Origin of the sequence: Pseudooceanicola pacificus, from assembly GCF_009789075.1 — a bacterium.
In the GTDB taxonomy this organism is placed as follows: Bacteria; Pseudomonadota; Alphaproteobacteria; order Rhodobacterales; family Rhodobacteraceae; genus Pseudooceanicola; species Pseudooceanicola pacificus.
In genome coordinates, this window is sequence record NZ_WNXQ01000001.1 from 179,216 (window position 1) to 203,091 (window position 23,876).

Sequence of the window (23,876 nt, forward strand, 5' to 3'; positions counted from 1 at the left end):
GTCAGCCCGCGCCAAGCCCCTGCAGGATCACCCGGTGCAGCCCGGGCCCGGCCGCCACGACCCCGCCGACCTGGGGATGGGGATTGTTGAACCGCAGCGCCCCGCCGCGCCGGTCGCTGGTCAGCGCCCCGGCCTCCCGCAGGATCAGCTCGCCCGCCGCGATGTCCCATTCCCAGCTGTCGCGCAGGGTGATCATCGCGTCGAACCGGCCCTCGGCCACCAGCGCCAGCCGATAGGCCAGCGAGGGGCGGTAATGGCGCACGACCTTGGGCACCCCGCCCGGCCAGTGCCGCGCGTCGTAATTCGGCTTGGCCGCCAGCATCGTCGCCCCGTCCAGACTGTCGCGCCGCGAGGCGCGGATCGGCCGGGCATTCAGATAGGCCCCACGCCCGGCCGCGGCCGAGTAGAGCTTGCCCTTCACCGGCAGGTAGACCGCCGCGGCGACAACCTCGCCCCGCTCGGCGATGGCGATGGAATGGGCCCAGGTGTCCGCCCCCTCGATGAAGCTGCGCGTGCCGTCGATCGGGTCGACGATGAACACCCGGTCGCGGGTCAGGCGGGCGGCGCTGTCGGTGCTTTCCTCCGACAGCCAGCCGTAATCCGGCCGCGCGCCGGTCAGCTGCGCCTCCAGCACCGCGTTCACCGCCATGTCGGCCTCGGTCACCGGGCCCAGATTGTCGGGCTTGTCCCACCTGCGGGCCGAGGGCCCGGTAAAGGTCAGCGCGACCCGGCCCGCGGCGCGGGCGGCCTCTTCCAGAAGCAGCAGGTCGGTGTCGCGGTCACTGGCCGGCAAGCGTCAGGCCCTCGATCAGCAGCGAGGGCACCACATGGGACATCCAGGCGCGGGCATCGTTTGCCGGCACCATGTTCAGGAACATGTCGCGCAGGTTGCCCGCGATGGTGCATTCGTTGACCGGATAGACCGGCTCGCCATTCTCGACCCAGAAGCCCGAGGCCCCGCGCGAGTAATCCCCGGTGTTGGGGTTGATCGTCGATCCGATCATCGAGGTCACCAGCAGCCCCGTCCCCATGTCGCGCATCAGATCGGCCCGGCTGGCGCTGCCCTGGGTCAGCGCCACGTTCCATGCCGCGGGCGATGGCGGCGACGACAGCCCGCGCGCCCCGTTGCCGGTGGGCGCCATGCCCAGCTTGCGGGCGTTGGCCAGGTCCAGTGTCCAGCCGCAGAGCATCCCGTCGCGCACGATGTCGCGCTGCCCGGTTGCCAGCCCTTCGCCGTCGAAGGGGCGCGAGCCGAAGACGCGGGGGCGATGCGCATCCTCGATCACCGACAGGCCCGCGGGCAGAATCCGTTCGCCCAGCGATCCGCGCAGGAACGACGCCCCCCGCGCGATGGCCCCGCCGTTCACGGCCCCCAGCAGGTGCCCGATGATCGAACTCGAAATCCGCTCGTCGAACAGCACCGGATAGGCGCCGGTCTGCGGCTTGCGCGCGCCCAGCCGTTCCACCGCCCTCTGCGCGGCCCTCTCGCCGATCTCTTCGGGCGCGCGCAGGTCGGCGCGATAGATGCGGTGGTCGAAATCGTGATCCCGCTCCATCCCGGTGCCGGTGCCCGCGATCGCGCTGCACGAGATCGAGCCCGAGCTGCGCGCCATCGCCGCCGAAAAGCCGTTGGTCGCCGCCAGGTGGCTTTCGCTCGCGCTGTAAGAGGCGCTGGCCCCCTGGGCCTGGCTGACGCCCTCGACCGCCAGCGCGGCGGCCTCGGCGCGCAGGGCGGCCTCTTCCAGCTCTGCCGGCAGGGGAGGTCCGGCCGGGTCGCACAGGTCCAGGTCGGGAGTCTCGGTGGCCAGCTGCGACGGGTCGGCCAGGCCGATCCATTTGTCCTCGGGCGCCTCGCGCGCCATGGCGACGGCGCGTTCGGCCACCGCCTGCATCGTCTCGGCCCGGATGTCGGAGGCCGAGACGCAGGCCTGGCGCTGACCGATCAGCACCCGCAGCCCCATCTCGATCCCCTCGGACCGTTCGGCCTGTTCCAGCGCACCGGCCCGCACATCGACCGAGATCGAGGTGCCGCGCCGCACCAGCACGTCGGCCTCGCCCGCGCCGGCCTTGCGGGCCGCCGCTATCAGCGCTGCGGCGATATCCGAAAGGGGGGCCGTCTGATCGGGGGTGGTCATGGCGCGAATGCTCCGTCGGGACAGGTGATCCTGCACCTAGCCCGACGGACGCCCCCAAGGCAAGGCACGCCGCCCGGCCGCTGCATGCCTGTCATGGCCCGGCGGTCACTGCAGCGGGATGGTTTTCCCGTTCACGCTCAGCGCGCCCTGGGGGCTCAGCACGATCTCGGCGGCCAGGTCATCGGGCCCGCTGACCTGCTCGGCCAGTTCCGAAATCATGCCCGAGGCCATCATCGCCTGTCCCGGCGGCACCAGGCCCATGTCCGACAGCGTGCTCAGCAGCGACTTGACGCCAATCAGGTTGATGTTCGCCGTGCCGAACACATTCGGGAACGGCCCCAGCGGGCTCATCGCATTGTTGTCCACGTCGAGGTCGGCCACCGCTTCGATCGAGGCGCCCAGGGCCTCCACCAGCAGGTTTTCCAGCTTCACCGACTGCACCTCGCCGGGGGTGCCGCCGGTGCTGCCCAGCTGGACCATCTGCTTCTCGTCGAACAGGTCGACAAAGAGCCGCCCGACGCCCGACAGGTCCAGCGAGATCGTCACCGGGTCATGCGGCAGCTTGCCCGTCGGATCGAAGGCCATCCAGAGTTCCGCCGGTATGCTCACCTCGGCCAGTGTCAGGCCGGCGGCAAAGGTCTTCATCTCGTCGGACTGCGCCACCGGCAGGGCCAGGTGCAGGCCAAGCTCGGTGCTTTCGATCACCACCGGGAACGGGATCGAGCTTCCCGCGACCGAGATCTTGGTGTCGTCGCTGCGGACCGAATAGCTCAGCCCGTCGATATCCATCGCAAAGCCGACCTCGCCCCCCGAGGAGGAGCTTTGCGAGGTGAAGCTGTCGGCCCCGTCGTCAAACGAGAGGCTGCTGTTGCCGCCCTCGTAGACAAAGGCGCCGTCCATGCCGTAGCCCGCCTTGAGTGCCGCGGCCATGTCGTTCAGGTCCACCCCGTCGGGAATGTCGAATGTCCCGTCAAAGGACAGCCCCGAGGCCATGCCCGTCATCTTCAGCGTGCCCGGCTCGGCCGGGTCGGGGCTGGTGATATCGACCGTGTAATTCAGCGACTCGGCCGACATCCGCTGCTGAGCGCTGGTGCCGTTCTCTGTCTCCATCGCGGTCACGCCCTCGATCCCCGCCAGGGTGAAATCGACGGTGCCCAGGTCCATCGGCTTGCCCTCGGCCTCCACCCCTTTCAGCACGATGCCGATGCTGTCGGCCGAATAGGTGTAGGTCGTCGCCTCCGGCGTGCCGCTCGCCTTCATCGCAAAGCCGGCGGTGGTGTAATCCAGGTCCACCTTGACCGGTTCCTCGCTGGCCACACCGTCGACGACCAGCGACATCGGCAGGCTGGCAGGCAGCGAGATATCCACGCTGCCATCGGGCATGCCGGTCAGCGTCATCTGACCCATGTTCATGGTCACGGTCGAGGTGCCGCCACCCTCTTCCATCGAGATGGTCATCTTCAGATTGTCGATCACCAGCGTGTCGCCGCTGCCGGATTCATCCGCCGTCACCATGTAGCCGAACCCTTCGAGGTAGTCGCGCCACTGTTCCCAGACATCGGCAGCCGTCAGGTCGGCCCGGGCCGGTGCGGAAAATGCCGCCAGGCAGGCCAAAACGGCCAGGCCACTCCGGGTCGCAGCTGCGGGGGTAAAGGTATCAATCATGAATTCGCTCCCAAGGAAATCCGCGCGCAGCTTCCTTTGTCCCGCTGCGCCGGTCAAGGGACAGGACACTGGACCCGGGGGTATGAGCGGGTTACTTCATCCCTGAACGAGCAGGAGGCCCGAGATGACGGACATGAGCGGCAAGACCGTTTTGATCACCGGCGCAAGCCGCGGCATCGGCGAGGCGGCGGCGCATGTCTTTGCCGAGGCGGGGGCCAATGTCGCCCTGATCGCCCGCAGCGAGGAACGCATCGCCGAAATCGCGGGCCAGATCGGCAAGCAGGCCATCGCCGTGCCCTGCGACATCTCGCGCTTCTGGGAAATCGAGGCCGCCGTGCGCGCCTGTGGCGAGGCTTTTGGCGGGCTGGATGTCTTCATCGGCAATGCCGGGGTGATCGAGCCGATTTCCCACATCGCCACCGCCGATCCCGAGGAATGGGGCCACACGATCGACGTGAACCTCAAGGGCGTGTTCAACGGTGTGCGCGCCGCCATGCCGGTGATGATCGCCGCCGGGGGCGGTACGATCCTCAACGTCTCGTCCGGTGCCGCGCACAGCCCGCTGGAGGCCTGGAGCGCCTATTGCGCCTCAAAGGCGGGTGCCGCGATGGTCACCCGCTCGGCCCATCTGGAAGGCGCCGACAAGGGGCTGCGGGTGATGGGCCTGTCGCCCGGCACCGTGGCCACCCGGATGCAGCGCGAGATCAAGGCCAGCGGCATCAACCCGGTTTCGGAACTGGCGTGGGAGGATCACATCCCCGCCGACTGGCCTGCCCGCTGCCTGCTGTGGATGTGCTCGCCCGAGGCCGATCCCTACCTGGGGCGAGAGATTTCCCTGCGTGACGAGGGCATCCGCCGCAGCGTGGGCCTGAACACGTGATCCGCGTCGAGCGGGGCGATGACGGGCTGTGGCTGGTCACCATCGACCGCGCCGACAAGGCCAATGCCCTGACCGCCGCCCTGCTCGAAGAGCTGGCCGACACCGCCGAGGCCGCGCAGGAGGCCCGCGCCTTCGTGCTGACCGGGGCGGGGCGGGTATTTTCCGCCGGAATGGACCTAGAGGCCGCACAATCCGGCCTGGCCACCAGCCCGGTCTGGGAACGCCTGTCCTCGGCCATCGCCGCCCTGCCGGGGCTGAGCATCGCGGCGCTCAACGGCACGCTGGCGGGCGGGGCCATGGGCATGGCGCTGGCCTGCGACCTGCGGCTTGCGGTGCCGGGGGCCAAGTTCTTCTACCCGGTGATGAAGCTCGGATTCCTCCCCCAGCCGTCGGATCCCGGGCGGCTGGCGCAGCTGGTCGGCCCCGCGCGGGCCAAGCTGATCCTGATGGGCGGGCAACGGATCACGGTCGAAGAGGCGCTGGCCTTCGGGCTGGTCGACCGCATCGTCGCGCCAGAAGAGCTGATCGCCACCGCGCGGGCCATCGCCGGCGACACACTGGCCGCCGATCCGGATTTCGCAAGCACGATCAAGGGGATGTGCCGGCCCTCCTGACCCGGCGCCGACAAGAGGACCCGGCCGGCCCTTTTGGCTAAGTTCGGGAAGGCCGGTCCCGGTCCCCGTGGGTTTCCGGCCAGATGCCGCCCCGGCGGCGCGCGTCGGGCCAAAGGTTTTCCCGGCGCATGCACGGCCCAGGGACTCAGCGCAGCTGGCGCCGGGCCCGGCGTTTGCCCGGCGTCTTGGAATGAAACCCCGGCGGGCGCTTGCCCACCCAGGCCGCGAATTTCGCCAGCCTGGGATGGGCACGCAGCTTTTCGGGCGTATCGTAGTCGCGGGCCAGTTCGGCCTCGGTCAGGGTGGCGTGGATCTCGTTGTGGCAGATCTGATGCAGCCGCACGACAGGCCCGCCCTTGCCGCCCTTCAGCCGGGGCGTCAGGTGATGCAGGCTCTGCCGCGCCTCGGGCGGAATCGGGCGCAGGCAGAGCGGGCAGATCGGGTCGGTCATTTGCTCTCGCCCTCGGCTCGGGCTAGAGGATGGCCGGACCCCGACGAAAGGCAAGGCCCTGCAGGACGAAGGACGCATCGAAGCGCTGGTGATCGGCGGTGGCCCCGCCGGGCTGATGGCCGCATCGGTCATGGCACGCGCAGGGCTGGGCGTGACTGTGGCCGAGCGGATGCCCACCGTGGGGCGCAAGCTGCTGATGGCCGGGAAATCCGGGCTGAACCTGACCAAGGACGAAGACGACGCGCGCGTCCTGGCGGCCTATCCCGACTGCCCCGCGCCGCTGGCCCGCGCCCTGGCGGACTTCGGGCCGCAACAGGCGATGGACTGGGCGCGCGGGCTGGGGCAGGAGGTCTTCACCGGCTCCACCGGCCGGGTCTTTCCCAAGGCGATGAAGGCCTCGCCCCTGCTGCGCGCCTGGCTGGCAGAGCTGCGTGGCCTCGGCACCACCTTCAACACCCGCTGGCGCTGGACGGGGCGCGACGGGGCGGTCCATCTGTTCGACACGCCCGACGGAGAGCAGCGGCTGCACCCCGAGGTCACCGTGCTGGCGCTTGGCGGGGCAAGCTGGGGGCGGCTTGGCTCTGACGGCGCGTGGAGCGCGCAGATCGCGGACACCGCGCCCTTTGCCGCGTCCAATGCCGGGCTGCGCCTCGACTGGTCCGACAAGATGGCCCCGCATTTCGGCAGCCCGCTCAAGGCGGTGGCCTTCACCGCCGGAGAGATCCGCTCGCGGGGCGAGGCCGTGCTGACGCCCGAAGGGATCGAGGGCGGCGGCGTCTATGCCCTGTCCCCCGCAATCCGCGCGGGCGCGGCGGTGACGCTGGACCTGTGCCCCGATGTCCCGCTTTCGGCGCTGGCGGCCAAGCTCTCGCGCCGCCGCCGGGGCGACAGCCTGGCCAACCACCTGCGCCGCGCCGTGGGGCTCGACAGCCTGCGCCGCGCGCTGCTGATGGAATGGGGCCGCCCCCTGCCCGACGACCTGGGCCCGCTGCTCAAGGCGCTGCCGGTGCCGGTGCGGGGGCTGGCACCCATCGACCGGGCCATTTCCACCGCGGGCGGCCTGCGCTTCGACGCGCTGGACGACAGGCTGATGCTGCGCGAGTCGCCCGGCACCTTTGCCGCGGGCGAGATGCTGGACTGGGACGCGCCCACCGGCGGCTACCTGCTGACCGCCTGCCTGGCCACCGGGCGGATGGCCGGGCTGGCGGCGGTGGATTACGCGGCGGCCTGCCGCAGCTCCATCGCGCGCAGATAGGCGGGGCGCGCGGTCATCCGGGCCAGATAGGCGTCCAGCTCGGGTATGCCATTGGCGAATTTCGCGCTCTGTGCCCAGTTCAGGCAATGGGTGGCAAAGATGTCCGGCACGCTCATCTTGTCGCCCATCAGGAACTCGCCCTTGAGCCGTTTCGCCAGGTTCTTCTCGTTCCGGGCGTATTCGGCCTTCAACGCGGGCTTGATCGCGGGCACGCGCATGTCCTCGGGCAGCAGCAGAGTGTGCTTGAGCGCAACCCACAGGATGGCGTCCATCTCGTCCAGCACCTGGTGCAGCACGGCGTCCTGCTGGGCGCGCTCGACCGATCCGGCGGGGGCGGTCAACTGGCCGTGCCGGTCCGCCAGGAAGGTCACGATCGCCGCCGAATCCGAAATCGGCGTGCCGTCGGCCACCAGCACGGGCACCTTGCCCAGCGGTGATAGGGCGCGCACCTCGGGGGCATGCGGGCCGAACTTGTGATAATTGTAGGCGATGCCGGCTTCTTCCATGAACCAGATCACGCGAAAGGCGCGCGAGGTCGCGCTGCCGTATAGGTCGTACATGTATCCTCCCTGAGGCGGCTCCGGGCCGCCAATGGCCGGATGCTAGCGCCCGCGCGCGGCCCGGGAAAGGGTTAACGCCGCCCCAGCATCGCCAGACGGATCAGCGTCCGCTCCACCAGCGCCATCGCCGGGGCGTTCTGCCCGGCAGAGCGCAGCTGCAGGTCGGTCTCGATGATCATGGTCAGGGCGTCTTCCAGCCGGGCGGCGCCCCAGGCCTGCGCCTGCCGCAGGATCCGGTCGCGGCGGGGGCCGAACACCGGCGGGCGCAGGCGCGAGATCCCCTCGGACGGCCCGCCGGGCGCGCTGGCCACGGCGTAGAGGATGCGGAAATGCCGGATCGCCCCGATGCACAGGCCCGTCGCATGGACCCCCTGCGCCGATAGCCGCTGCATCACCGGCCCGATCTCGCCGGGCCGCGCCTCGGCCACGATGTCGAGCACGTCGTCGATCTCGGCCTCGGTGGAGCCGGGGGCGCAGGCGGCGATATCGGCGGCGCTGAACGGCGCGGGATCGCCCAGCTTGTAAAGCGCGAGCTTTTCCAGCGTCTGGCGGAAATCGCCCGGGTCGATGGTCAGCGCCAGGGCCGAGAGGTCGCGCAGCGCGTCCTGCCCCAGTTCGCCCAGGCCCGCCTCCTTCAGCGCCGCCTCGATCTCGCCGCGCGAGGGCGGGTCGTCGTAGATCCCCACGGCATAGGCATTGCGGTGCCCCTCGAAGAACTTGCGCAGCTTCGACGTGGCCTTGAGCGCACCGGCGGTGATCACAACCTGCGCATCGCCGGGCTGCCAGTCCTCCAGCGCGGGCAGGATCAGCGGGGCCTGCTGCTCGCCCGCGTCCTCAAGGAACACCACCCGGGGGCCGGGAAAGAAGCTCTGCGCCTTGATCGCATCGGACAGGGCCGCCGGGTCCTTGCGCAGATCGCCGGCCAGCATCCGGGTCAGGCGCATCTCTTCCTCGCCCTGCGGACCGACCAGCGCCTTGACCACCTGCTGGCGGCGCAGGGCGACGCGCATGGCATCGCCGCCGTAGATCAGGATTCCGGTCTTGTCCGGGTCGGGCCGGGCGAAATAGCCCGGCGCGTCGCGGGCCGAAAGCTTCATGCCGGCAGGCTCGGCGCCAGGGCGATCAGGCGGGTGGTCAGCTGATCGGCCAGGATCACCATCAGCCGGTCGCGGGCATCGTCATTGGCTGCCCGCGTCGCGACGGTGGAACCGGTGGCGGAATAGCCGGTGAAGCTGTCGACCTTGCCCGCTGCGATCTGTTCCCCGGTGCCAAGACGCGACAGGGTGAAGGTCACGTTGCCCACCAGGTTGAACCGGCTGGTTGTATTGGTCGAGGTGATGCCCATGGCCTCTTCATAGATGCCGATGGCGTATTCCAGTCGCAGGTCGGGCGCGCTTGCCCGGCCCAGCCGGGTTTCCAGCTGGCGCACCAGCACATAGCCCTCGCGCCCGGCCGGTTCCGCGAACTGGATGCGGTTCAGCAGCCGGGTCGCCGGGGCGCCGGTGCCGAAGGACGGGCGGAACCCGCATCCGGTCAGGGCGGCCAGGCCCGCCAGTACAAGGCTGCGTCGATCAGGCGACCACATTCACGATCCGTCCGGGGACGACGATGATCTTGCGGGGCTGCGCCCCGTCCAGCGCCCGGATCACATTGTCGGCGGCAAGTGCCAGCTTTTCAACCTCGTCGGCCGGCATGTCGCGCGGCACGGTGATTTCCGCCCGCCGCTTGCCGTTGACCTGCACCGGCATGGTCACGCTGTCCTCGACCAGCATCGCCTCGTCGGCCTGCGGCCAGGGGGCCGAGGCCACCAGCCCCTCGCCGCCCAGCAGGTGCCAGCATTCCTCGGCCAGGTGCGGGGTCATCGGCGACATCAGCTGCGCCAGCACCTTGGCCGCCTCGCGTTTCGCCCCGGCGCCGGCCTGCGATTTCTGCAGCGTCGCGGTAAAGGCGTAAAGCCGCGCGATCGAGGCGTTGAAGCCGAAGCTTTCCACCCCCAGCGTCACGTCGCGGATGGCCTTGTGCATCTCGCGCAGCAGGGCGGCGTCTTCCTTGCCGTCGGCGGGGGCGTCGCTTTCCGCGATCTCGGCGGCGATGCGGTGGACGCGGGCCAGGTGGCGCGCGGCGGCCTCGGCCCCGGCGGCGGTCCATTCCACGTCACGCTCGGGCGGGCTGTCGGAGAGCACGAACCAGCGCGCGGTATCCGCGCCGTAATCGGCGATGATCTGCACCGGGTCGACGACGTTGTTCTTGGATTTCGACATCTTGGCCGAGGGGATGATCGTCACCTCGCGCCCGCCGTCCTTGAGGTAGGCGCGGCCGTCCTTCAGCTCGACCTCCTCGGGGTAGTGATAGACCGGCCGGCTGTTCCCGCCCTCGCTCTGGTAGATCGCGTGGGTCACCATGCCCTGGGTGAACAGGGCGTCGAAGGGTTCGTTCGCGGTCGAGGGCAGGTGGCCGCAGATATGCATCGCCCGGGCAAAGAACCGGGCGTAGAGCAGGTGCAGGATCGCATGCTCGATCCCGCCGATGTACTGGTCGACATTCATCCAGTACTTCGCATCCTCCATCACCGTGGGCGTGTCGGCGCGCGGCGCGGTGAAACGGGCGAAATACCACGACGAATCGACAAAGGTGTCCATCGTGTCGGTCTCGCGCCTGGCGGCGCCACCGCAGGACGGGCAGGCGCAGTCGCGCCAGGTCGGATGCCGGTCCAGCGGGTTGCCGGGGATGTCGAAGGACACGTCGTCCGGCAGTTCGATCGGCAGGTTTTCCTTCTTCTCGGGCACCACGCCGCAGTCGGGACAATGCACCACAGGGATCGGGCAGCCCCAGTAGCGCTGCCGCGACAGGCCCCAGTCGCGCAGGCGGAAGCGGGTCACGCCCTGCCCCACGCCGTTCGCCTCGCAGAAGGCGATGGCGGCTTCGATGGCCTGCTCACCCGTCTGAAACGGATCGCCGGCAAAGCCACGAACATATTGCACGTCTTGGGATTTCAGTGGGACGTACGCAGACTTCGTAATCTTGAAGTAAGTGGCCTCAGGCTCTCGCTCTCCGTCGAATTCAATGAGTTCCTGACCGACGTAGACTGGATTGTGATCGAACTCCCAATCAGGAATCGAAACGGGGGCATGAGCTCCTTCGGGCCGGAAGACCTCGATCACTGGCAGGCTGTACTTAATACAGAAATCGAGGTCTCTTTGATCATGGGCCGGGCAGCCGAAGATGGCGCCGGTGCCGTAATCCATCAGGATGAAGTTCGCGATATAGACCGGCAGCTCCCACGCGGTATCGAAGGGATGGCGCACGCGCAGCCCGGTGTCGTAGCCCTTCTTCTCGGCCGTCTCGATCGATTCAGCCGTGGTACCGCCCTGCCGCGCGTCGGCGCAGAAGGCCGCGACCTCCGGGTCGCGCGCCTCAAGGTGCTTGGCCAGCGGATGGTCGGGCGAGATGCCGACGAAGCTGGCCCCCATCAGCGTGTCGGGCCGGGTGGTATAGACCTCGACCCGGTCGAACCCCTCGGGCGCGTCGATCAGACCAAAGGCGAACTGCAGCCCGCGCGACTTGCCGATCCAGTTGGCCTGCATCAGCTTGACCTTGGCCGGCCAGTCGTCGAGCCCGTCGAGCGATTCCAGCAGATCCTCGGCATGGTCCGAGATCTTGAAGAACCACTGCGTCAGCTCGCGCCGTTCCACCAGCGCGCCCGACCGCCAGCCGCGTCCGTTCTCGACCTGCTCGTTTGCCAGGACGGTCATGTCGACCGGATCCCAGTTCACCACCGCGTTCTTGCGGTAGACCAGCCCCTTTTCGAGGAAGTCGAGGAACAGCGCCTGCTGCTGGCCGTAATATTCCGGATCGCAGGTGGCGAACATCCGCGTCCAGTCGAGCGAGAAGCCCAGAGGCTTCATCTGCGCGACCATCGTGTCGATGTTGGAATAGGTCCAGTCCTTGGGATGTCCGCCATTGGCCATCGCCGCGTTTTCCGCCGGCATGCCGAAGGCGTCGAACCCCATCGGGTGCAGCACGTTATGCCCGGTCGAACGCTTGTAGCGCGCAACCACGTCGCCCATCGTGTAATTGCGCACGTGCCCGATATGGATCCGGCCCGAGGGATAGGGGAACATCTCAAGCACATAGTACTTGGGCCGCGAAGGGTCGCGCTCGGCCCGGAACAGACCGGCGTCGTCCCAGACCTTTTGCCATTTGGGTTCGATTTCGGCTGCGGAATAGCGCGACATGTGCGGCGGTCCCTTACGTTTCATGGTCCCGGGGGTGATATGCGGCAATTCTGCAAGGGTCCAGTGCCAACCCGCACGGGGGCCGGGCCGGGCACCTGTTCACAGGGGGCGCGCGCGGTATAAATGGCGGATGCCGCTTAAAGGGGTTTCATGAATATCCTTTTTATACACCAGAATTTTCCTGGCCAGTTCAAGCACCTCTCGGTAGCGCTGGCCCGCGCGGGGCACCACGTCCTGGCCCTGACCCTGCGCGTCAAGGAGCCGACGAACTGGAACGGCGTGCACATCCTGCCCTATGCGATCCAGCGCAAGGTGGACCAGCGGACCCATCCCTGGCTCACCGACCTCGACAGCAAGGTGACCCGGGCCGAGGCCTGCTATACCGCCGCCATGCGCCTGCGCGGAACGGGCTATCAGCCCGACATCATCATCGCCCACCCCGGCTGGGGCGAGTCGATGTTCCTGCGGGACGTCTGGCCCAAGGCGCGGATCGGCATCTACTGCGAGCTCTACCATCACCCGGGCTATCCGCATGTCGGGTTCGACCCGGAATTCTCGCGCGGGGATTCCCCGTCCGAAGTGCTGCGCATCCGGATGAAGAACCTGAACAACCACCTGCATTTCGATATCGCGCAGGCCGGTCTCAGCCCGACGAATTTCCAGGCCGATACCTTTCCGGCCGAATTCCGCGACAAGATCAGCGTGATTCATGACGGGATCGACACCGATGCGATCCAGCGCAACCAGTGGGCCAGCTACACGGTCCCGACCGGCGCGACCCTGACCCGCAAGGACGAGGTGATCACCTTCGTCAATCGCAACCTCGAACCCTATCGCGGCTATCACATCTTCATGCGCGCCCTGCCCGAGCTGCTGAAGGCCCGGCCCAATGCCCGGGTTCTGATCGTGGGCGGCGACGGGGTGAGCTATGGCGCCCGCGCGCCCGAGGGCAAGACCTGGAAGGACATCTTCATCGGCGAGGTGCGCGGCCGCATTCCGGATGACGACTGGGCGCGGGTGCATTTCCTGGGCCGTATCCCCTATGACAAGTTCGTCAGCCTGCTGCAGGTTTCGCGCGTGCACGTGTACCTGACCTATCCCTTCGTCCTCAGCTGGTCCCTGTTCGAGGCGATGAGCGCCGAGGCCGCCGTTGTGGCCAGCGGAACCGCCCCGGTGCGCGAGGCCATCGTCGACAACGAGACCGGGCGGCTGATCGATTTCTTCAACGGCGGAGAGCTGGTGGCCGAGGTCGACCGCATGCTGGACAGCGCCGAGGCGCGCAACCGTCTGGGTGCCGCCGCCCGTGCCCATATCCGCGAGACCTACGATCTGAAGCGGATCTGCCTGCCCCAGCAAATGGAATGGGTGCAGAGTCTGGCCGACATGACCGTCTGATACGAAGCCCGGGCCGTCTTGCGGCCCGGCGCGCCGACAGATTGTCTTGCGGGTCGGCGCCTGATCAGAACTTCTTGTCGCGCACCCGCAGCTGCCGGGCCCTTGTCAGGATCGCATCCTCGACCGCGCGCTGAGTCGATGCGCTGACCGGCCGGTTGCCGCGGGTCTGCATCGCCACCTTCAGCGAACGTGCCTCCAGCGCGGGATCGCTGATGTAGACCGTCGCACGGTAGGACTGGCCGCCCCCCGGAGGCGTCCCGTACCCGGTGATGATCACCCCCGAGAAGGGATCCACCGACTGCACCGGCAGGAATTCGAGCACATCCAGCGAGGCATTCCAGAGGTAGCGATTCACGCCGACCTTGGTGCCGTCGTCGCGCTGGCGGAACAGGTCGAAGATTGACGTCCCGTCACCTTCCTCAAGCGGATTGCCGATGTTCTTGGGATTCGCCGCGCGCGCTTCCAGTTCGGTTGCGGCGCCGCTGCTGGGGGGGCCCAGCAACTTGAAACCGTTCCCACCACATGCGGCAAGAGTCAGGATCAGAACCCCGACCATCGCCTGCTTGAAAATGCGAGAAAATTCCATCGCCACGCCCAGTACCTCAAAGTTCACTCCGTCCTACCCAACGGCTCAATGCGGAGCAAGCGATTTAACGGCTGCGCGCGCGTGGCCGGCGGCTTCGGTCCGGGGCGGCAGGGGGGAGCGGTGGCGGCACTGTGGCAAAGCTGCACCAATTAGGGGTCCAAAACATGGCATGCCCCCCGGGCGCTTGCATTGAGGCCCCGAAAAGAGCGAAAGACCTGCCATGCCCAAATCGGATTCCCCGTTTGGGACTGACTGAGAAACCGAGGGAAAACGATGAAAAAAGTTCTCTTCGCTACGACCGCGCTGGTTGCCACTGCTGGCGTCGCAGCTGCGGACGTGTCCTTTGGCGGCTACGGCCGTTTTGGCGTGCTGTACGTTGAAAACGCAGCCAAAGACACCCGCATCGAATCGCGCTTCCGTCTGAACATCGATGGTTCGACCGAAGCTGATGGCGGCGTGACTTTTGGTGCCCGCGTCCGTATGCAGGCCGACGACACCGCAACCGCTGCAAACGCTGCTTCGCTGAACGGCGCGCGCTTCTACGCAATGACCGGCGGCCTGACCGTTGGCGTTGGCAACATCTACGGCGCCATCGACTCGATGCCGAACCTGTACACCGCTTCGATCGGTCTGTCGGGTCTCGGCTGGCACAACGTCGTGTCGAACTTCGACGCTGACTCCTACTCCTCGACCGGCGCTGGCCGGAACGGCGTGGAAGTCATCTACGAAGGTGGCGGCTTCGGCGCACACGTGTCGTCGTCGAACACCGGTGGCACCGAGCGTACCGCAATCGCTCTGTCGTACACCTGGAACGACTGGACCTTCGCAGCAGCCTACCAAGACTCGAACGTCGCTGACGACGTTGTCTACGCTGTGACCGTCGGTGGCGAAATCGGCCCGGTGACCGTTTCGGTCATGTACGCCGAAGACGACCTGGACCAAGCATCGGCCACCCTGGCTGGTGAGTTCGAAGTTGGTGGCGCCACGACCGTTCTGGCCTTCTACAACAACGACGACGAAAACAACGGCCTGAGCGCCGACAGCTACGGCCTCGGCCTGAAGCACAGCCTCGGCGGTGGTGTGTCCATCCGCGGCGGTGTCGTTTCGGCACAGGACGTGCTGACCGCAGACATGGGCGTCCTCTTCAACTTCTAAGTTGAACGGACCACAGTCTACGAGGGGGCAGGTCTCAGGACCTGCCCTTTTCGTTTTTGGGCCCCCTGCGGTTTGGGCCCTTCAGGTTGCGACCCCTTCCGGCAGGCCCCGCTCTCGCCCCGGCCCCGGCCCTTTTCCGCCGCGCCCCGCGCTCGCGCTTTTGTGGCTTGCCCGATCCCTGCATCCCGGGACACCCTGTCCGCGATTGCCGAAGGGAGCATCCCATCCGATACGCCGTCCTCCTGACCTGCCTGGCGCTTGCGCCGGCCCCTGCCCTGGCCCAGTTGCGGTTCGAGGGCGAGGCGCGGTTCGGCGTGTCCCATGACTCCTCAAGCAAGGCCGCGCGCATCGAAAGCCGCTATGGCCTGGACAGCACCGCCAGCACGACGTCCGACGGCGGGCTGACCTTTGGCGCGCAGGTGCGGGTGCGGGCCGGCAACGGGCGTGCCGCCGCGCCCAACGGTCCGCGCTATTTCGTGACCACCGGAACGCCACTGCCGCCCCCGCGCGAGCGCTGACTCTTTTCATCCCGGCCAAACTGGTGTTGTCTCCGCCGCAACGACGCAGCCGCCGGAGGACCCTATGCCCCTGACCGACATCCGCGCCCGCATCGCCGAGGCCGAAACCGCCGCGGGCCGCCCCGCGGGCAGTGCCCGGCTGATCGCCGTGTCGAAACTGCAGCCCGACGAAAGGGTCGAAGCGGTGCTGCAAGAGGGCCAGCGCGTCTTTGGCGAGAACCGCGTGCAGGAGGCCGCCGGCAAATGGCCCCGCTTCCGCGAGACCTACGACGGGGTCGAGCTGCATATCATCGGACCCCTGCAGACCAACAAGGCCCGTCAGGCGATGGAGCTGGCCCAGGCGATCCATTCGCTCGACCGGCCCAAGCTGGCGAACACCTTTGCCCGGCTGGCGCAGGAGATCGGCACCTGCCCGCAGCTTTTCATCCAGGTCAACACCGGGGAGGAGCCGCAGAAGGCCGGTGTCCTGCCCGGCGAGACCGACGCCTTTGTCGCCGAATGCCGCGGGCTGGACCTGCCGATCGCGGGGCTGATGTGCATCCCCCCGGTCGACGAGGAACCCTCGCTGCATTTCGCCCTGCTGGCCAAGATCGCCGCCCGCAACGGGCTGGAGGGGCTGTCGATGGGCATGTCCGGCGATTTCGAAAAGGCGATCATGCACGGCGCGACTCATGTCCGCGTGGGCAGCGCCATCTTCGGGGATCGCGACACGCACTGACCTCCGGGGCGTACCCGGCCCGCCCGCGCCTTTCAGGCGAGCGCGGCCAGCCCCGGCGCGGGCACGATCACCCCGGCGCCCGGCTGGATCCGCCCGGCGATCCAGCGCAGGTGGTCGCGGCGGAACGCGATGCAGCCCGCCGTCGGCGCGCCCGGCCTGCGCCACTGGTGCAGGAAGATCGCCGAGCCGCGCCCCGGCTGCGCCTCGGGCCAGTTCCAGTCGGTCAGCAGCACGATGTCGTACATCGGATCGGCCCGGCGCAGCGCCTCGTGGCTGGGGGCATAGGGCGCGCGGACCATCAGGTTATAGGCCGCGTCGCGCGGGTCGTCGGACCACAGGTCGCCCGGGCCGATCGGCTCGGCCCAGTCGGCGGGGCGGGCCATGCGGTCGGGGCGGTAGAGCATGCCCACCACGCGATGCCGTCCGACCGGCGTGGCGCCGTCGCCTTCGCGCTTGTCGGCCCGGATGCCGCCGCGCCCGATGGTGCAGGGAAACAGGCGCCCCATGAACCGGACGCCGCGCGGGGTCAGGACCAGATCGAAGGGGCTCACAGCAGGTGGCCCGATTTCCGGGCCTTGGTCGCCAGATAGGCGCGGTTATGCGCGTTCTCGCCCACCTTCAGCGGCACCCGTTCGGTCACGGCGATGCCGTTTTTTTCCATCATCGCGATCTTGGCGGGGTTGTTGGTCAGCAGCCGCACCTTGCGGAACCCCATCCGCGTCAGGATGTCCGAGCCGAGGCGGAAATCCCGCTCGTCATCCTCGAACCCCAGGCGGTGGTTCGCCTCGACCGTGTCGAATCCCTGATCCTGCAGCGAATAGGCCCGCATCTTGTTGGCCAGCCCGATCCCCCGCCCCTCCTGGTTGAGGTAGAGGAGCACGCCGGCCCCTTCCTCGCCCATCTGGTGCAGGGCGCCGCGCAGCTGCGGGCCGCAGTCGCATTTCAGGCTGCCCAGCAGGTCGCCGGTGAAACAGGCCGAATGCAGCCGCGCCAGCACCGGCTGGTCGCGCTTGGGGCGGCCGATCTCGATGGCGTAATGCTCTTCGCCGCCGTCCTCGGGGCGAAAGACATGCACCCGCCCCGCCTCTGAGGCCTCAAGCGGCACGCGGGCAAAAATCACCGGATGCAGCGGGCTGGCCGTGTCGATCACCGATTTGGCCCGCACGGCGTCCAGCGCGGTCAGCCCGTTCTCGCCCGCGAACCGGGCGGCGTCGGGGATCGGCAGCACCAGAACGGCGGGCAGGATGCGCGCCGCCTTGGCGATGCGCAGGGCCAGCCGGTGCAGATGCGCCGGGCCGGTCCGTTCGGCAACCAGCGGCCCCTTCATCGGCGATCTCAGATCGTCCGCCGGGTCCGAGATCGCGGCGATCCACGCCAGGCTGACATCCGCCGGCAGGGCGATGCGCGCCAGGTCGCCGTCATAGGGCCGCGCCTTCAGCGTCTCGGCCCGGCGCGCGGTCACCGCCAGCACCGGCGCGCCGCCAAGCGCCCGCAGGTCCGCCAGCCGCTGCGACGACAGGGTTTCCGCCGCCAGAACCAGCGCGCCCTCGGCTCCGTCCAGCAGCACGATCCCCAGCCCCATGCGCAGATCGGCCCGCGCGCGGGCCAGCATTTCGGCAATGTCAGGCATGAAACTCATGACGGGATCTCCGCGTTGATACGGGAGATGTAATGCTTCACGGGAAAATTTGAAACATTCCTCAGGTGCATACACGTCCGCGTGACAGGGTTGCAGCAAATCTTGCCGCCCGCGTGAAACACACCGATGTGAAGTGCACAAAGGAGGGCCCGCAATGGCACAACTGAAGAAAATCCTGCTTGTCGACGATGACGAGGACCTGCGCGAGGCACTGAGCGAGCAACTGGTGATGACCGAGGATTTCGACGTCTTCGAAGCCGCCAGCGGCGCCGACGCCATGAGCCGCGTCAAGGAAGGTCTGTTCGATCTGGTCATTCTGGACGTCGGCCTGCCCGACACCGATGGCCGCGAACTGTGCCGCCTGATGCGCAAGCAGGGTGTCAAAAGCCCTGTCGTGATGCTGACCGGCCATGACAGCGATGCCGATACCATCCTGGGGCTGGACGCCGGCGCCAACGACTATGTGACCAAGCCGTTCAAGTTCCCCGTCCTGCTGGCCCGCATCCGCGCGCAGCTGCGCCAGCACGAGCAGAGCGAGGACGCGATTTTCCAGCTTGGCCCCTATACGTTCAAGCCCGCGATGAAGCTGCTGGTGACCGAGGACGAGCGCAAGATCAGGTTGACCGAGAAGGAAACCAACATCCTGAAGTTCCTGTACCGCGCGACCGAGGGCGTGGTGGCCCGCGACGTGCTGCTGCACGAGGTCTGGGGCTACAATGCCGGGGTCACGACCCACACGCTGGAAACCCACATCTACCGCCTGCGCCAGAAGATCGAGCCGGATCCGACCAATGCACGGCTTCTGGTCACCGAATCCGGCGGCTACCGTCTGGTGGCGTAAGGAATACCTGACCTGACTTGGGGTCAGGTGACATGATACTCTCTCACTCGTGACGAGTGTGACGGAACCCCGCGCATGTCCGGGTGATTGATATGCACCTCCCTGTTGGACTGGCCCGGGCACTGCCCGGGCCTTTTTTTGTGCCCGGGCCTTTCTTGTGTGTCCACTGGAAGGCGCAGCCCGGTCCGCACCGCACCGCGCGCTTCGGCACGCGGGGTGTCTGCCACGCGCGCCGCGACCCGGGCGGGCCGATCAGCGCGGCGTGGCCGGGTCCATCATCGGGATGCCGGTGCAGCCCAGCCGGGCCGCCAGCTCCTGGGGCACCGTGCCGCCATCGGCGGGGGAGCCGCAGCTGAGGATCCGCTGCTCGGGGTCGATCATACCGGGATTTTCGGTATAGGCCACCAGCCCGCTGCCCAGCAGGATATACATGCCCGACCCGTCCCGCGCATCGGCCAGGTAGCCCTCGGCCAGCACCAGCCCGGCACTGTCGGGGAAGATGCCGAAGGACAGCCGCTCGGCCGAGATGCCGCCGGGGATCGGTTGGCCCTCGGCGCTCAGCACCTCGCCGGGCCCGGCATGGGTGGGGGAGATCCCCTCCAGCCGCGCGCCGCCGATGGTCACCCCGTCGGGCGTGCGCTTCCAGGTGCCCTGCACCAGCGCATGATCCTGCGGCGGGATCGGCTCGATATCCGAGGCGCTGAGCGCATTTTCCTGCCACAGCCCGCTGACGGCGACCCAGTCGCCCGGCTCCAGCTCTCCGGCATCGGCCAGCACCTGCGAGCCCATGACGGTGAAGCTGCCCCGGGCCACCGATTCGATCGGCCCGATCAGGGCAAAGACCCGGTCGATGGAGCGCGCGCGCCAGTCGTCGCCCTCGGGGTCGGCCATCACCGCCACCACGTCGCCCGGCTCCAGCATCTCGGCCGTCATGCTGCCGAGGGGCGAGTGGACGAGCAGGCCCGGGTCATAGACCACCCGCTGCCCGTTCACGTGGATCGAGCCCAGCCCGGTGATCACGCCATAGATGCCCGCGGGCGCGATGCCGGTTCCGACGATGCCGCCCTCGGCCTCGGGGATGTCCTTGTCGCGCGCCGGGGACAGCGCGGGCGCCAGCGCCGTGGCCAGCGCAATCAGGCCGGCGGCAAGGCGGGCCAGGGGCCGCCGGACGGTCGGAAACGGCTTCATTCGTGGTCCTCCGGTGGATCGGGCCGCACGAAAGCGCCCAGGACGAACCGTCCCGTGGCGCCCGGGAGGTCCCGGTCCCGTTTCTGCAATTCATGGGCCTTTCGGTCCAGCGCTACCAGCATCTCCTGCGCGGCCTTGCGCGCGGCGGCGTCCAGTTCTGCCACCGACTCGGGCGACAGATGGGAATAGCGCAGCGCACGGTCGTAATGCCGGGTGCCTTCGGTGGCGGTGAGGTTGTGCACCGCCGCGTCCAGATGCGGCGCCAGCGTGGCGCCAAAGGCGGCGACCATCTCGTCGCTGCCCGCGCGCGGCAGGGCGGCGGTGGTCAGCGGCACCAGCAGGCCCGCGTCGTCGGTGGTGACCGCGCCGTGATCCTGCAGCGCGGCCAGCACCGTGCCCGGGGCCATGTCGATGCGCGCGGACCGCACCAGCGCGTCGAACTCGGCCCGGGTCAGGGGGCGGCCGCCGTCGGGTCCGGCCAGATCCGGCTCTCCGCGCCAGTGGGCCAGCACCTGCGCCACAGCGCCGATGGCCGTCCTCTTGGGCTGGGGCATGGCCTCGCGCAGGCGCTTGACGTCCTTGCGGTGTAGCCCGGTGACCAGCGAGATGCGGCTGTCGCTGGCATCCGCGCCCTCGGTCCGCTCGGCCGACCGCACCATCGCGCCCTTCAGCGCCTCATAGGCCTGGCCCAGGCTGACCCCGCGCACAATCAGCGCCTCGGACAAAGGTGTCAGAAGGCGTTGGAGGACGTGCAGGAAGGGGTCATTCTGTCTGGTCAATCGCGCGGTCCGGGTTTCGACTGAACCTAGCGCGAAACCGCCCGCTCAACCAGCCGGGCGCCCGTCAAACCTGGGTGATCCGGATGTCATCGAAGGCTCAGGTCTTCAGCGCGTTGATCCGCATCTCGACCGCCACCTTGCCGTCCTTTTCGATGCAGAGCGCATCCCAGCCCCCGCCCGAGCGGCGGGCGAGGATGCGAAACCCGTCATCCCAGAACAGCGGCCGGCGGAAATAGATGTCGAGATCGGCCCCCGTCGGCGCGAATTCCCGCCAGATCGCGGCGGTCAGGTAGCGCACCCCATGCGCCCCGCCGATGATCGGCGCGCGATAGCCGGCGCGGTTGGCGGCCTCCATCTCGGTATGGATCGGGTTGCGGGTGTGCAGGCTGTAGCCCTGCACGATCTCGGGCGTCAGCTGCACCTCGCCCAGGCGGACCAGACCGTCCAGGCTGTCAAAGACCGGCGGGGGGCGTTCCCCCGCTCCGCGCAGCGCGGGATCGGCCTGTTTCGTCGGGTCGGTCTTGAGCGAGCGCCGCGCCGAAATCAGCGCCAGCGCCCCGTCCTGCCCGTGATAGCGCACCTCGCTGGTGGTCACCCGCCCGCGCGGGGCATGGGTGACGTCCAGGATACCGCCCTCCAGCATCACCTCTTCGTCCAGACGCGGCAGGCGGCGGATATCCAGCTTCTGCACCATGTTGACGCCGCCATTGGCCGAAACGCCGTTGCTCACGCCCTCGTTGATGGCATGGGTGATGAACTGCGCCGGGTCGGCCCCGCCGCTGTAGATCGCCGGGTCGATGCCGCAGAGGGCCAGCAGGCGGGCCTCCTCCTGTGCGTCCAGGTGAAAGCTGCGCCTGCGGTACTGGAACCCGCGATAGGGTTCGATCTCGGCCACGGTCCCGGTCTCGGTCATCACGCATCCCCCGATCATCAGGGGGACATGCTAGCACCGCCGCCCTGCGCGCCCCAACGGCGGGGGCGCGGATCGCAGGAATGCGCTCAGAGCACGGCGCCCCGCGCGTCCACCGGCCAGATGCATTCGACGATCCCGCCGCGCGTGCCGATGATCCAGTCGTGCAGGTTCACGGTCGGATCGCAATGCCCCGGGATCAGCGACAGCACCGCGCCCACGCCGGGCCGCCGCGCCGGATCGGTCAGGATCACCGTATGTTCGTCCGACACGCCCCGCACCCGGGCCCAGGGCGCATCCACCACGCGCGGCGGGCCGCTTTCGGTCGACATCGCCTTGAGGCCCGCATCGGTCACGATCCGGTCGGGCACCGGGGCGCTGATCACCGTGCTGCGGATCGTCAGGCTGTTGGCAAAGCGCCGGTCGGGCTGGCCATCGGGGCCGAGGTTGTCGGAATAATCCCCGTCCATGAAGACGTAGGAGCCCGCCTGCAGCTCGGTCCACAGGCCCAGCTCGGTCTCGAATTCGTGGCTGCCGGTGCCCGCCCCGCCGACGATGCGGCAGTCGAGCCCCTCGGCCGCCAGCAGGTCGAGCGTCTGGCGCAGGCCCTCGGCGGCGGCGGCGATGGCGGCGCGCCGGTCGTCGTGCCCCCGGATATGCTGGGCGCTGCCGTGATAGGCCTGCACCCCGCCGAACCGCAGGCTGTCATGCCCGGCGATGCGGCGGGCCAGGGCCAGGGCCGGCGCTCCCGGCGGCGTACCGCAGCGGCCGGTGCCGACGTCGATCTCGACCAGCACCTCGACCACGGTGCCGAACCGCGCGGCCGCGGCGGCGATCCGGTCGACATTGCCGCCGTCATCGGCGCAGACGGCCAGCCGGATACGCTTGGACAGGGCGGCCAGGCGGTCGAGCTTGCGCTCCCCCACCACCTGGTTGGTCACCAGAATGTCGCCGATACCGGCATTGGCCAGCGCCTCGGCCTCGCCCACCTTCTGGCAGCAGATGCCGACGGCGCCCGCGGCGATCTGCATCCGGGCGATGGCGGCGCATTTGTGGGTCTTGGCATGGGGCCGCAGGCGGATGCCGCGCGCGGCGGCGAAATCGGCCATCCGCCGGATGTTCGCCTCCAGCAGGTCGAGATCGACCACCAGGGCGGGCGTCTCGATCACGTCGACCGGATCGCCGACACAGGCGGCGGGGGCGTTCATCATGGCGGGCTCTCCGGGGATTTGCGGCGTGGACCCGCCCAGCTTAGCCCCTGTGCCAGAAGAGTGGAATATCCCCGCCACCCGGCCGCCCGGTCTGGTCATTCCGGCGCTGCTGCGCATGATGGCCCCGAACCGGGCCAGCCCTCTGGCCCCGCACCCAACAAAAGGTCCCGCCATGAGCATTTCTGTCGTCCTTCATCCCAAACTGCCCGAAGGCGTGCGCGAGTATGTCAGCGCCCTGCCCGGGCTGCAGATCGTCACGCCGCAGGACGACGAGGGTGTCGCCCGTGCCCTGCAGGACGGGGGCGAGGTGCTGGTTTCCTTCATCTGGAACGAAAGCTATCTTTCGCCCTCGCTGAAATGGGTGGCCAGCCCAAGCGCCGGATTCGACCAGTTCCCGGTGGCCGAACTGCATGCGCGCGACGTGGTGATCACCACCGGCGCCGGCGTGCATGCGGATGCCGTGGCCGAACATGCCTTTGCCTTGATGCTGGCGCTGACCCGCAACCTGGGCACCGCGGCGCGCAACATGGCCGAGGCGAAATGGCAGCGCCCGCTCTGCGACGAGGTATTCGGCAAGAAGATCGCCATCGTCGGCATCGGCCGCATCGGGGATGCCTTTGCCCGGCGGCTGGATGGCTGGGGGGCCGAGGTCGTGGGCGTCAAGCGCAACCCGGCCACCTATTCCGGCCCGGTCGAGGTGATCCACCCGGTCAGCGCATTGCGCGAGGTCTGCGACTGGGCGGATATCCTGATTCTGACCTCACCCGCGCAGGTCGACGGGTCGGCCCTGATTGGGGCCGCAGAGCTGGAGGCGCTTGGCGCGGGCTGGATCGTGAACATCGGGCGCGGCAGCCTGATCGACGAAACCGCCCTGATCGCGGCGCTCGATTCCGGAGAGCTGAGGGGCGCGGGGCTCGACGTGTTCTCCAAGGAGCCGCTGCCCGCCGACAGCCCGCTCTGGACCTCGCCCAAGGTGCTGGTCAGCCCGCATGTCGCAGGCTCCACCCCCGCCTTCGGCAAGCGCTACGTCAAGGTCTTCGAAACCAACCTCGCCGCCTATCGCGGGCAGGGCGAATGGATGAACCTGCTGGGCCGCGATATTCCGCTCTGAGCGCAGCAGGCGCCTGCAGGCCCCGGCGCG

At 68.5% G+C, this 23,876-nt stretch carries 24 protein-coding genes; 9 read left to right on the forward strand and 15 right to left on the reverse strand.

What is annotated here, in order from left to right:
- Position 1 precedes the first annotated feature (1 nt).
- The 3 genes from GLS40_RS00830 to GLS40_RS00840 all read right to left on the reverse strand — a co-directional run bounded on the left by GLS40_RS00830 (position 2) and on the right by GLS40_RS00840 (position 3,800).
- Complete coding sequence (locus GLS40_RS00830) at positions 2-793, reverse strand: 3'(2'),5'-bisphosphate nucleotidase CysQ (RefSeq protein ID WP_160380706.1); 792 nt, start codon at positions 791-793, stop codon at positions 2-4.
- Complete coding sequence (locus GLS40_RS00835; RefSeq protein ID WP_160380707.1) at positions 780-2,135, reverse strand: TldD/PmbA family protein; 1,356 nt, start codon at positions 2,133-2,135, stop codon at positions 780-782. The genes GLS40_RS00830 and GLS40_RS00835 overlap by 14 nt, the downstream gene beginning before the upstream one ends.
- Before the next feature lie 105 nt (positions 2,136-2,240).
- On the reverse strand, positions 2,241-3,800 hold the full coding sequence (locus tag GLS40_RS00840; protein WP_160380708.1) for a hypothetical protein: 1,560 nt from the start codon (positions 3,798-3,800) through the stop codon (positions 2,241-2,243).
- 124 nt (positions 3,801-3,924) lie between these two features.
- Here GLS40_RS00840 and GLS40_RS00845 point away from each other — a divergent pair, with 124 nt between their 5' ends.
- Together GLS40_RS00845 and GLS40_RS00850 are read left to right on the forward strand one after the other, a co-directional pair.
- Positions 3,925-4,680, forward strand: coding sequence for an SDR family oxidoreductase (locus GLS40_RS00845; protein WP_160380709.1), 756 nt, complete (start codon positions 3,925-3,927; stop codon positions 4,678-4,680).
- Positions 4,677-5,294 (forward strand): enoyl-CoA hydratase/isomerase family protein, encoded by a 618-nt coding sequence (locus GLS40_RS00850; protein ID WP_160380710.1) that lies wholly within the window; start codon positions 4,677-4,679, stop codon positions 5,292-5,294. The genes GLS40_RS00845 and GLS40_RS00850 overlap by 4 nt, the downstream gene beginning before the upstream one ends.
- A 145-nt stretch (positions 5,295-5,439) precedes the next feature.
- On the opposite strand, the gene GLS40_RS00855 is transcribed toward GLS40_RS00850, so the two are convergent.
- Positions 5,440-5,745: an HNH endonuclease gene (locus GLS40_RS00855; protein WP_160380711.1), complete on the reverse strand. Its 306-nt coding sequence runs from the start codon at positions 5,743-5,745 to the stop codon at positions 5,440-5,442.
- An 88-nt stretch (positions 5,746-5,833) separates the two neighbouring features.
- Between GLS40_RS00855 and GLS40_RS00860 the strand changes: the two genes are divergently transcribed.
- Positions 5,834-7,000 carry a TIGR03862 family flavoprotein gene (locus GLS40_RS00860; protein ID WP_328598859.1) on the forward strand — a complete coding sequence of 389 codons (1,167 nt, stop codon included), beginning with the start codon at positions 5,834-5,836 and terminating at the stop codon, positions 6,998-7,000.
- On the opposite strand, the gene GLS40_RS00865 is transcribed toward GLS40_RS00860, so the two are convergent.
- The 4 genes from GLS40_RS00865 to leuS all read right to left on the reverse strand — a co-directional run bounded on the left by GLS40_RS00865 (position 6,961) and on the right by leuS (position 11,795).
- A complete protein-coding gene (locus tag GLS40_RS00865) occupies positions 6,961-7,560 on the reverse strand; it encodes a glutathione S-transferase family protein (protein ID WP_160380712.1) in 600 nt (199 codons plus the stop codon). The two genes, GLS40_RS00860 and GLS40_RS00865, sit on opposite strands and share 40 nt — an antisense overlap.
- Before the next feature lie 71 nt (positions 7,561-7,631).
- Positions 7,632-8,657: a DNA polymerase III subunit delta gene (gene holA / locus GLS40_RS00870; protein WP_160380713.1), complete on the reverse strand. Its 1,026-nt coding sequence runs from the start codon at positions 8,655-8,657 to the stop codon at positions 7,632-7,634.
- Complete coding sequence (gene lptE, locus GLS40_RS00875; RefSeq protein WP_160380714.1) at positions 8,654-9,145, reverse strand: LPS assembly lipoprotein LptE; 492 nt, start codon at positions 9,143-9,145, stop codon at positions 8,654-8,656. Before lptE ends, holA begins: the two co-directional genes overlap by 4 nt.
- Positions 9,132-11,795: a leucine--tRNA ligase gene (gene leuS, locus GLS40_RS00880; protein WP_160380715.1), complete on the reverse strand. Its 2,664-nt coding sequence runs from the start codon at positions 11,793-11,795 to the stop codon at positions 9,132-9,134. Before leuS ends, lptE begins: the two co-directional genes overlap by 14 nt.
- A 150-nt stretch (positions 11,796-11,945) precedes the next feature.
- Here leuS and GLS40_RS00885 point away from each other — a divergent pair, with 150 nt between their 5' ends.
- A complete protein-coding gene (locus GLS40_RS00885) occupies positions 11,946-13,190 on the forward strand; it encodes a glycosyltransferase (RefSeq protein WP_160380716.1) in 1,245 nt (414 codons plus the stop codon).
- Between the two features lie 64 nt (positions 13,191-13,254).
- On the opposite strand, the gene GLS40_RS00890 is transcribed toward GLS40_RS00885, so the two are convergent.
- Positions 13,255-13,776 (reverse strand): DUF3576 domain-containing protein, encoded by a 522-nt coding sequence (locus tag GLS40_RS00890; protein WP_160381134.1) that lies wholly within the window; start codon positions 13,774-13,776, stop codon positions 13,255-13,257.
- A gap of 273 nt (positions 13,777-14,049) precedes the next feature.
- On the opposite strand from GLS40_RS00890, the gene GLS40_RS00895 reads away from it, so the two are divergent.
- The 3 genes from GLS40_RS00895 to GLS40_RS00905 all read left to right on the forward strand — a co-directional run bounded on the left by GLS40_RS00895 (position 14,050) and on the right by GLS40_RS00905 (position 16,167).
- Positions 14,050-14,931 (forward strand): porin, encoded by an 882-nt coding sequence (locus GLS40_RS00895; RefSeq protein WP_160380717.1) that lies wholly within the window; start codon positions 14,050-14,052, stop codon positions 14,929-14,931.
- A gap of 167 nt (positions 14,932-15,098) precedes the next feature.
- A complete protein-coding gene (locus GLS40_RS00900) occupies positions 15,099-15,449 on the forward strand; it encodes a porin (protein WP_268892913.1) in 351 nt (116 codons plus the stop codon).
- A 64-nt stretch (positions 15,450-15,513) separates the two neighbouring features.
- The gene (locus GLS40_RS00905; RefSeq protein ID WP_160380719.1) at positions 15,514-16,167 is read left to right on the forward strand and encodes a YggS family pyridoxal phosphate-dependent enzyme; all 654 of its coding nucleotides are present in this window, start codon (positions 15,514-15,516) and stop codon (positions 16,165-16,167) included.
- Between the two features lie 32 nt (positions 16,168-16,199).
- On the opposite strand, the gene GLS40_RS00910 is transcribed toward GLS40_RS00905, so the two are convergent.
- Together GLS40_RS00910 and ribA are read right to left on the reverse strand one after the other, a co-directional pair.
- A complete protein-coding gene (locus GLS40_RS00910) occupies positions 16,200-16,718 on the reverse strand; it encodes a L,D-transpeptidase family protein (protein WP_160380720.1) in 519 nt (172 codons plus the stop codon).
- Positions 16,715-17,806 (reverse strand): GTP cyclohydrolase II, encoded by a 1,092-nt coding sequence (ribA, locus tag GLS40_RS00915; protein WP_160380721.1) that lies wholly within the window; start codon positions 17,804-17,806, stop codon positions 16,715-16,717. Before ribA ends, GLS40_RS00910 begins: the two co-directional genes overlap by 4 nt.
- 154 nt (positions 17,807-17,960) lie before the next feature.
- Here ribA and GLS40_RS00920 point away from each other — a divergent pair, with 154 nt between their 5' ends.
- Entirely contained in the window at positions 17,961-18,647 is a 687-nt protein-coding gene (locus GLS40_RS00920; RefSeq protein ID WP_160380722.1) for a response regulator transcription factor, read from the forward strand.
- Between the two features lie 252 nt (positions 18,648-18,899).
- Here GLS40_RS00920 and GLS40_RS00925 read toward each other — a convergent pair whose 3' ends face one another.
- From GLS40_RS00925 to GLS40_RS00940, 4 genes are all read right to left on the reverse strand, one after another.
- Entirely contained in the window at positions 18,900-19,835 is a 936-nt protein-coding gene (locus GLS40_RS00925) for a DUF5666 domain-containing protein (RefSeq protein ID WP_160380723.1), read from the reverse strand.
- The gene (locus GLS40_RS00930; protein WP_160380724.1) at positions 19,832-20,614 is read right to left on the reverse strand and encodes a DUF6502 family protein; all 783 of its coding nucleotides are present in this window, start codon (positions 20,612-20,614) and stop codon (positions 19,832-19,834) included. The genes GLS40_RS00925 and GLS40_RS00930 overlap by 4 nt, the downstream gene beginning before the upstream one ends.
- Positions 20,615-20,711: 97 nt before the next feature.
- Positions 20,712-21,527 (reverse strand): hotdog family protein, encoded by an 816-nt coding sequence (locus GLS40_RS00935; protein ID WP_160380725.1) that lies wholly within the window; start codon positions 21,525-21,527, stop codon positions 20,712-20,714.
- A gap of 86 nt (positions 21,528-21,613) precedes the next feature.
- On the reverse strand, positions 21,614-22,735 hold the full coding sequence (locus tag GLS40_RS00940; protein ID WP_160380726.1) for a DSD1 family PLP-dependent enzyme: 1,122 nt from the start codon (positions 22,733-22,735) through the stop codon (positions 21,614-21,616).
- 172 nt (positions 22,736-22,907) lie between these two features.
- Between GLS40_RS00940 and GLS40_RS00945 the strand changes: the two genes are divergently transcribed.
- Positions 22,908-23,846, forward strand: a complete 939-nt coding sequence (locus tag GLS40_RS00945) for a D-2-hydroxyacid dehydrogenase (protein ID WP_160380727.1) — start codon at positions 22,908-22,910, stop codon at positions 23,844-23,846.
- Positions 23,847-23,876 lie beyond the last annotated feature (30 nt).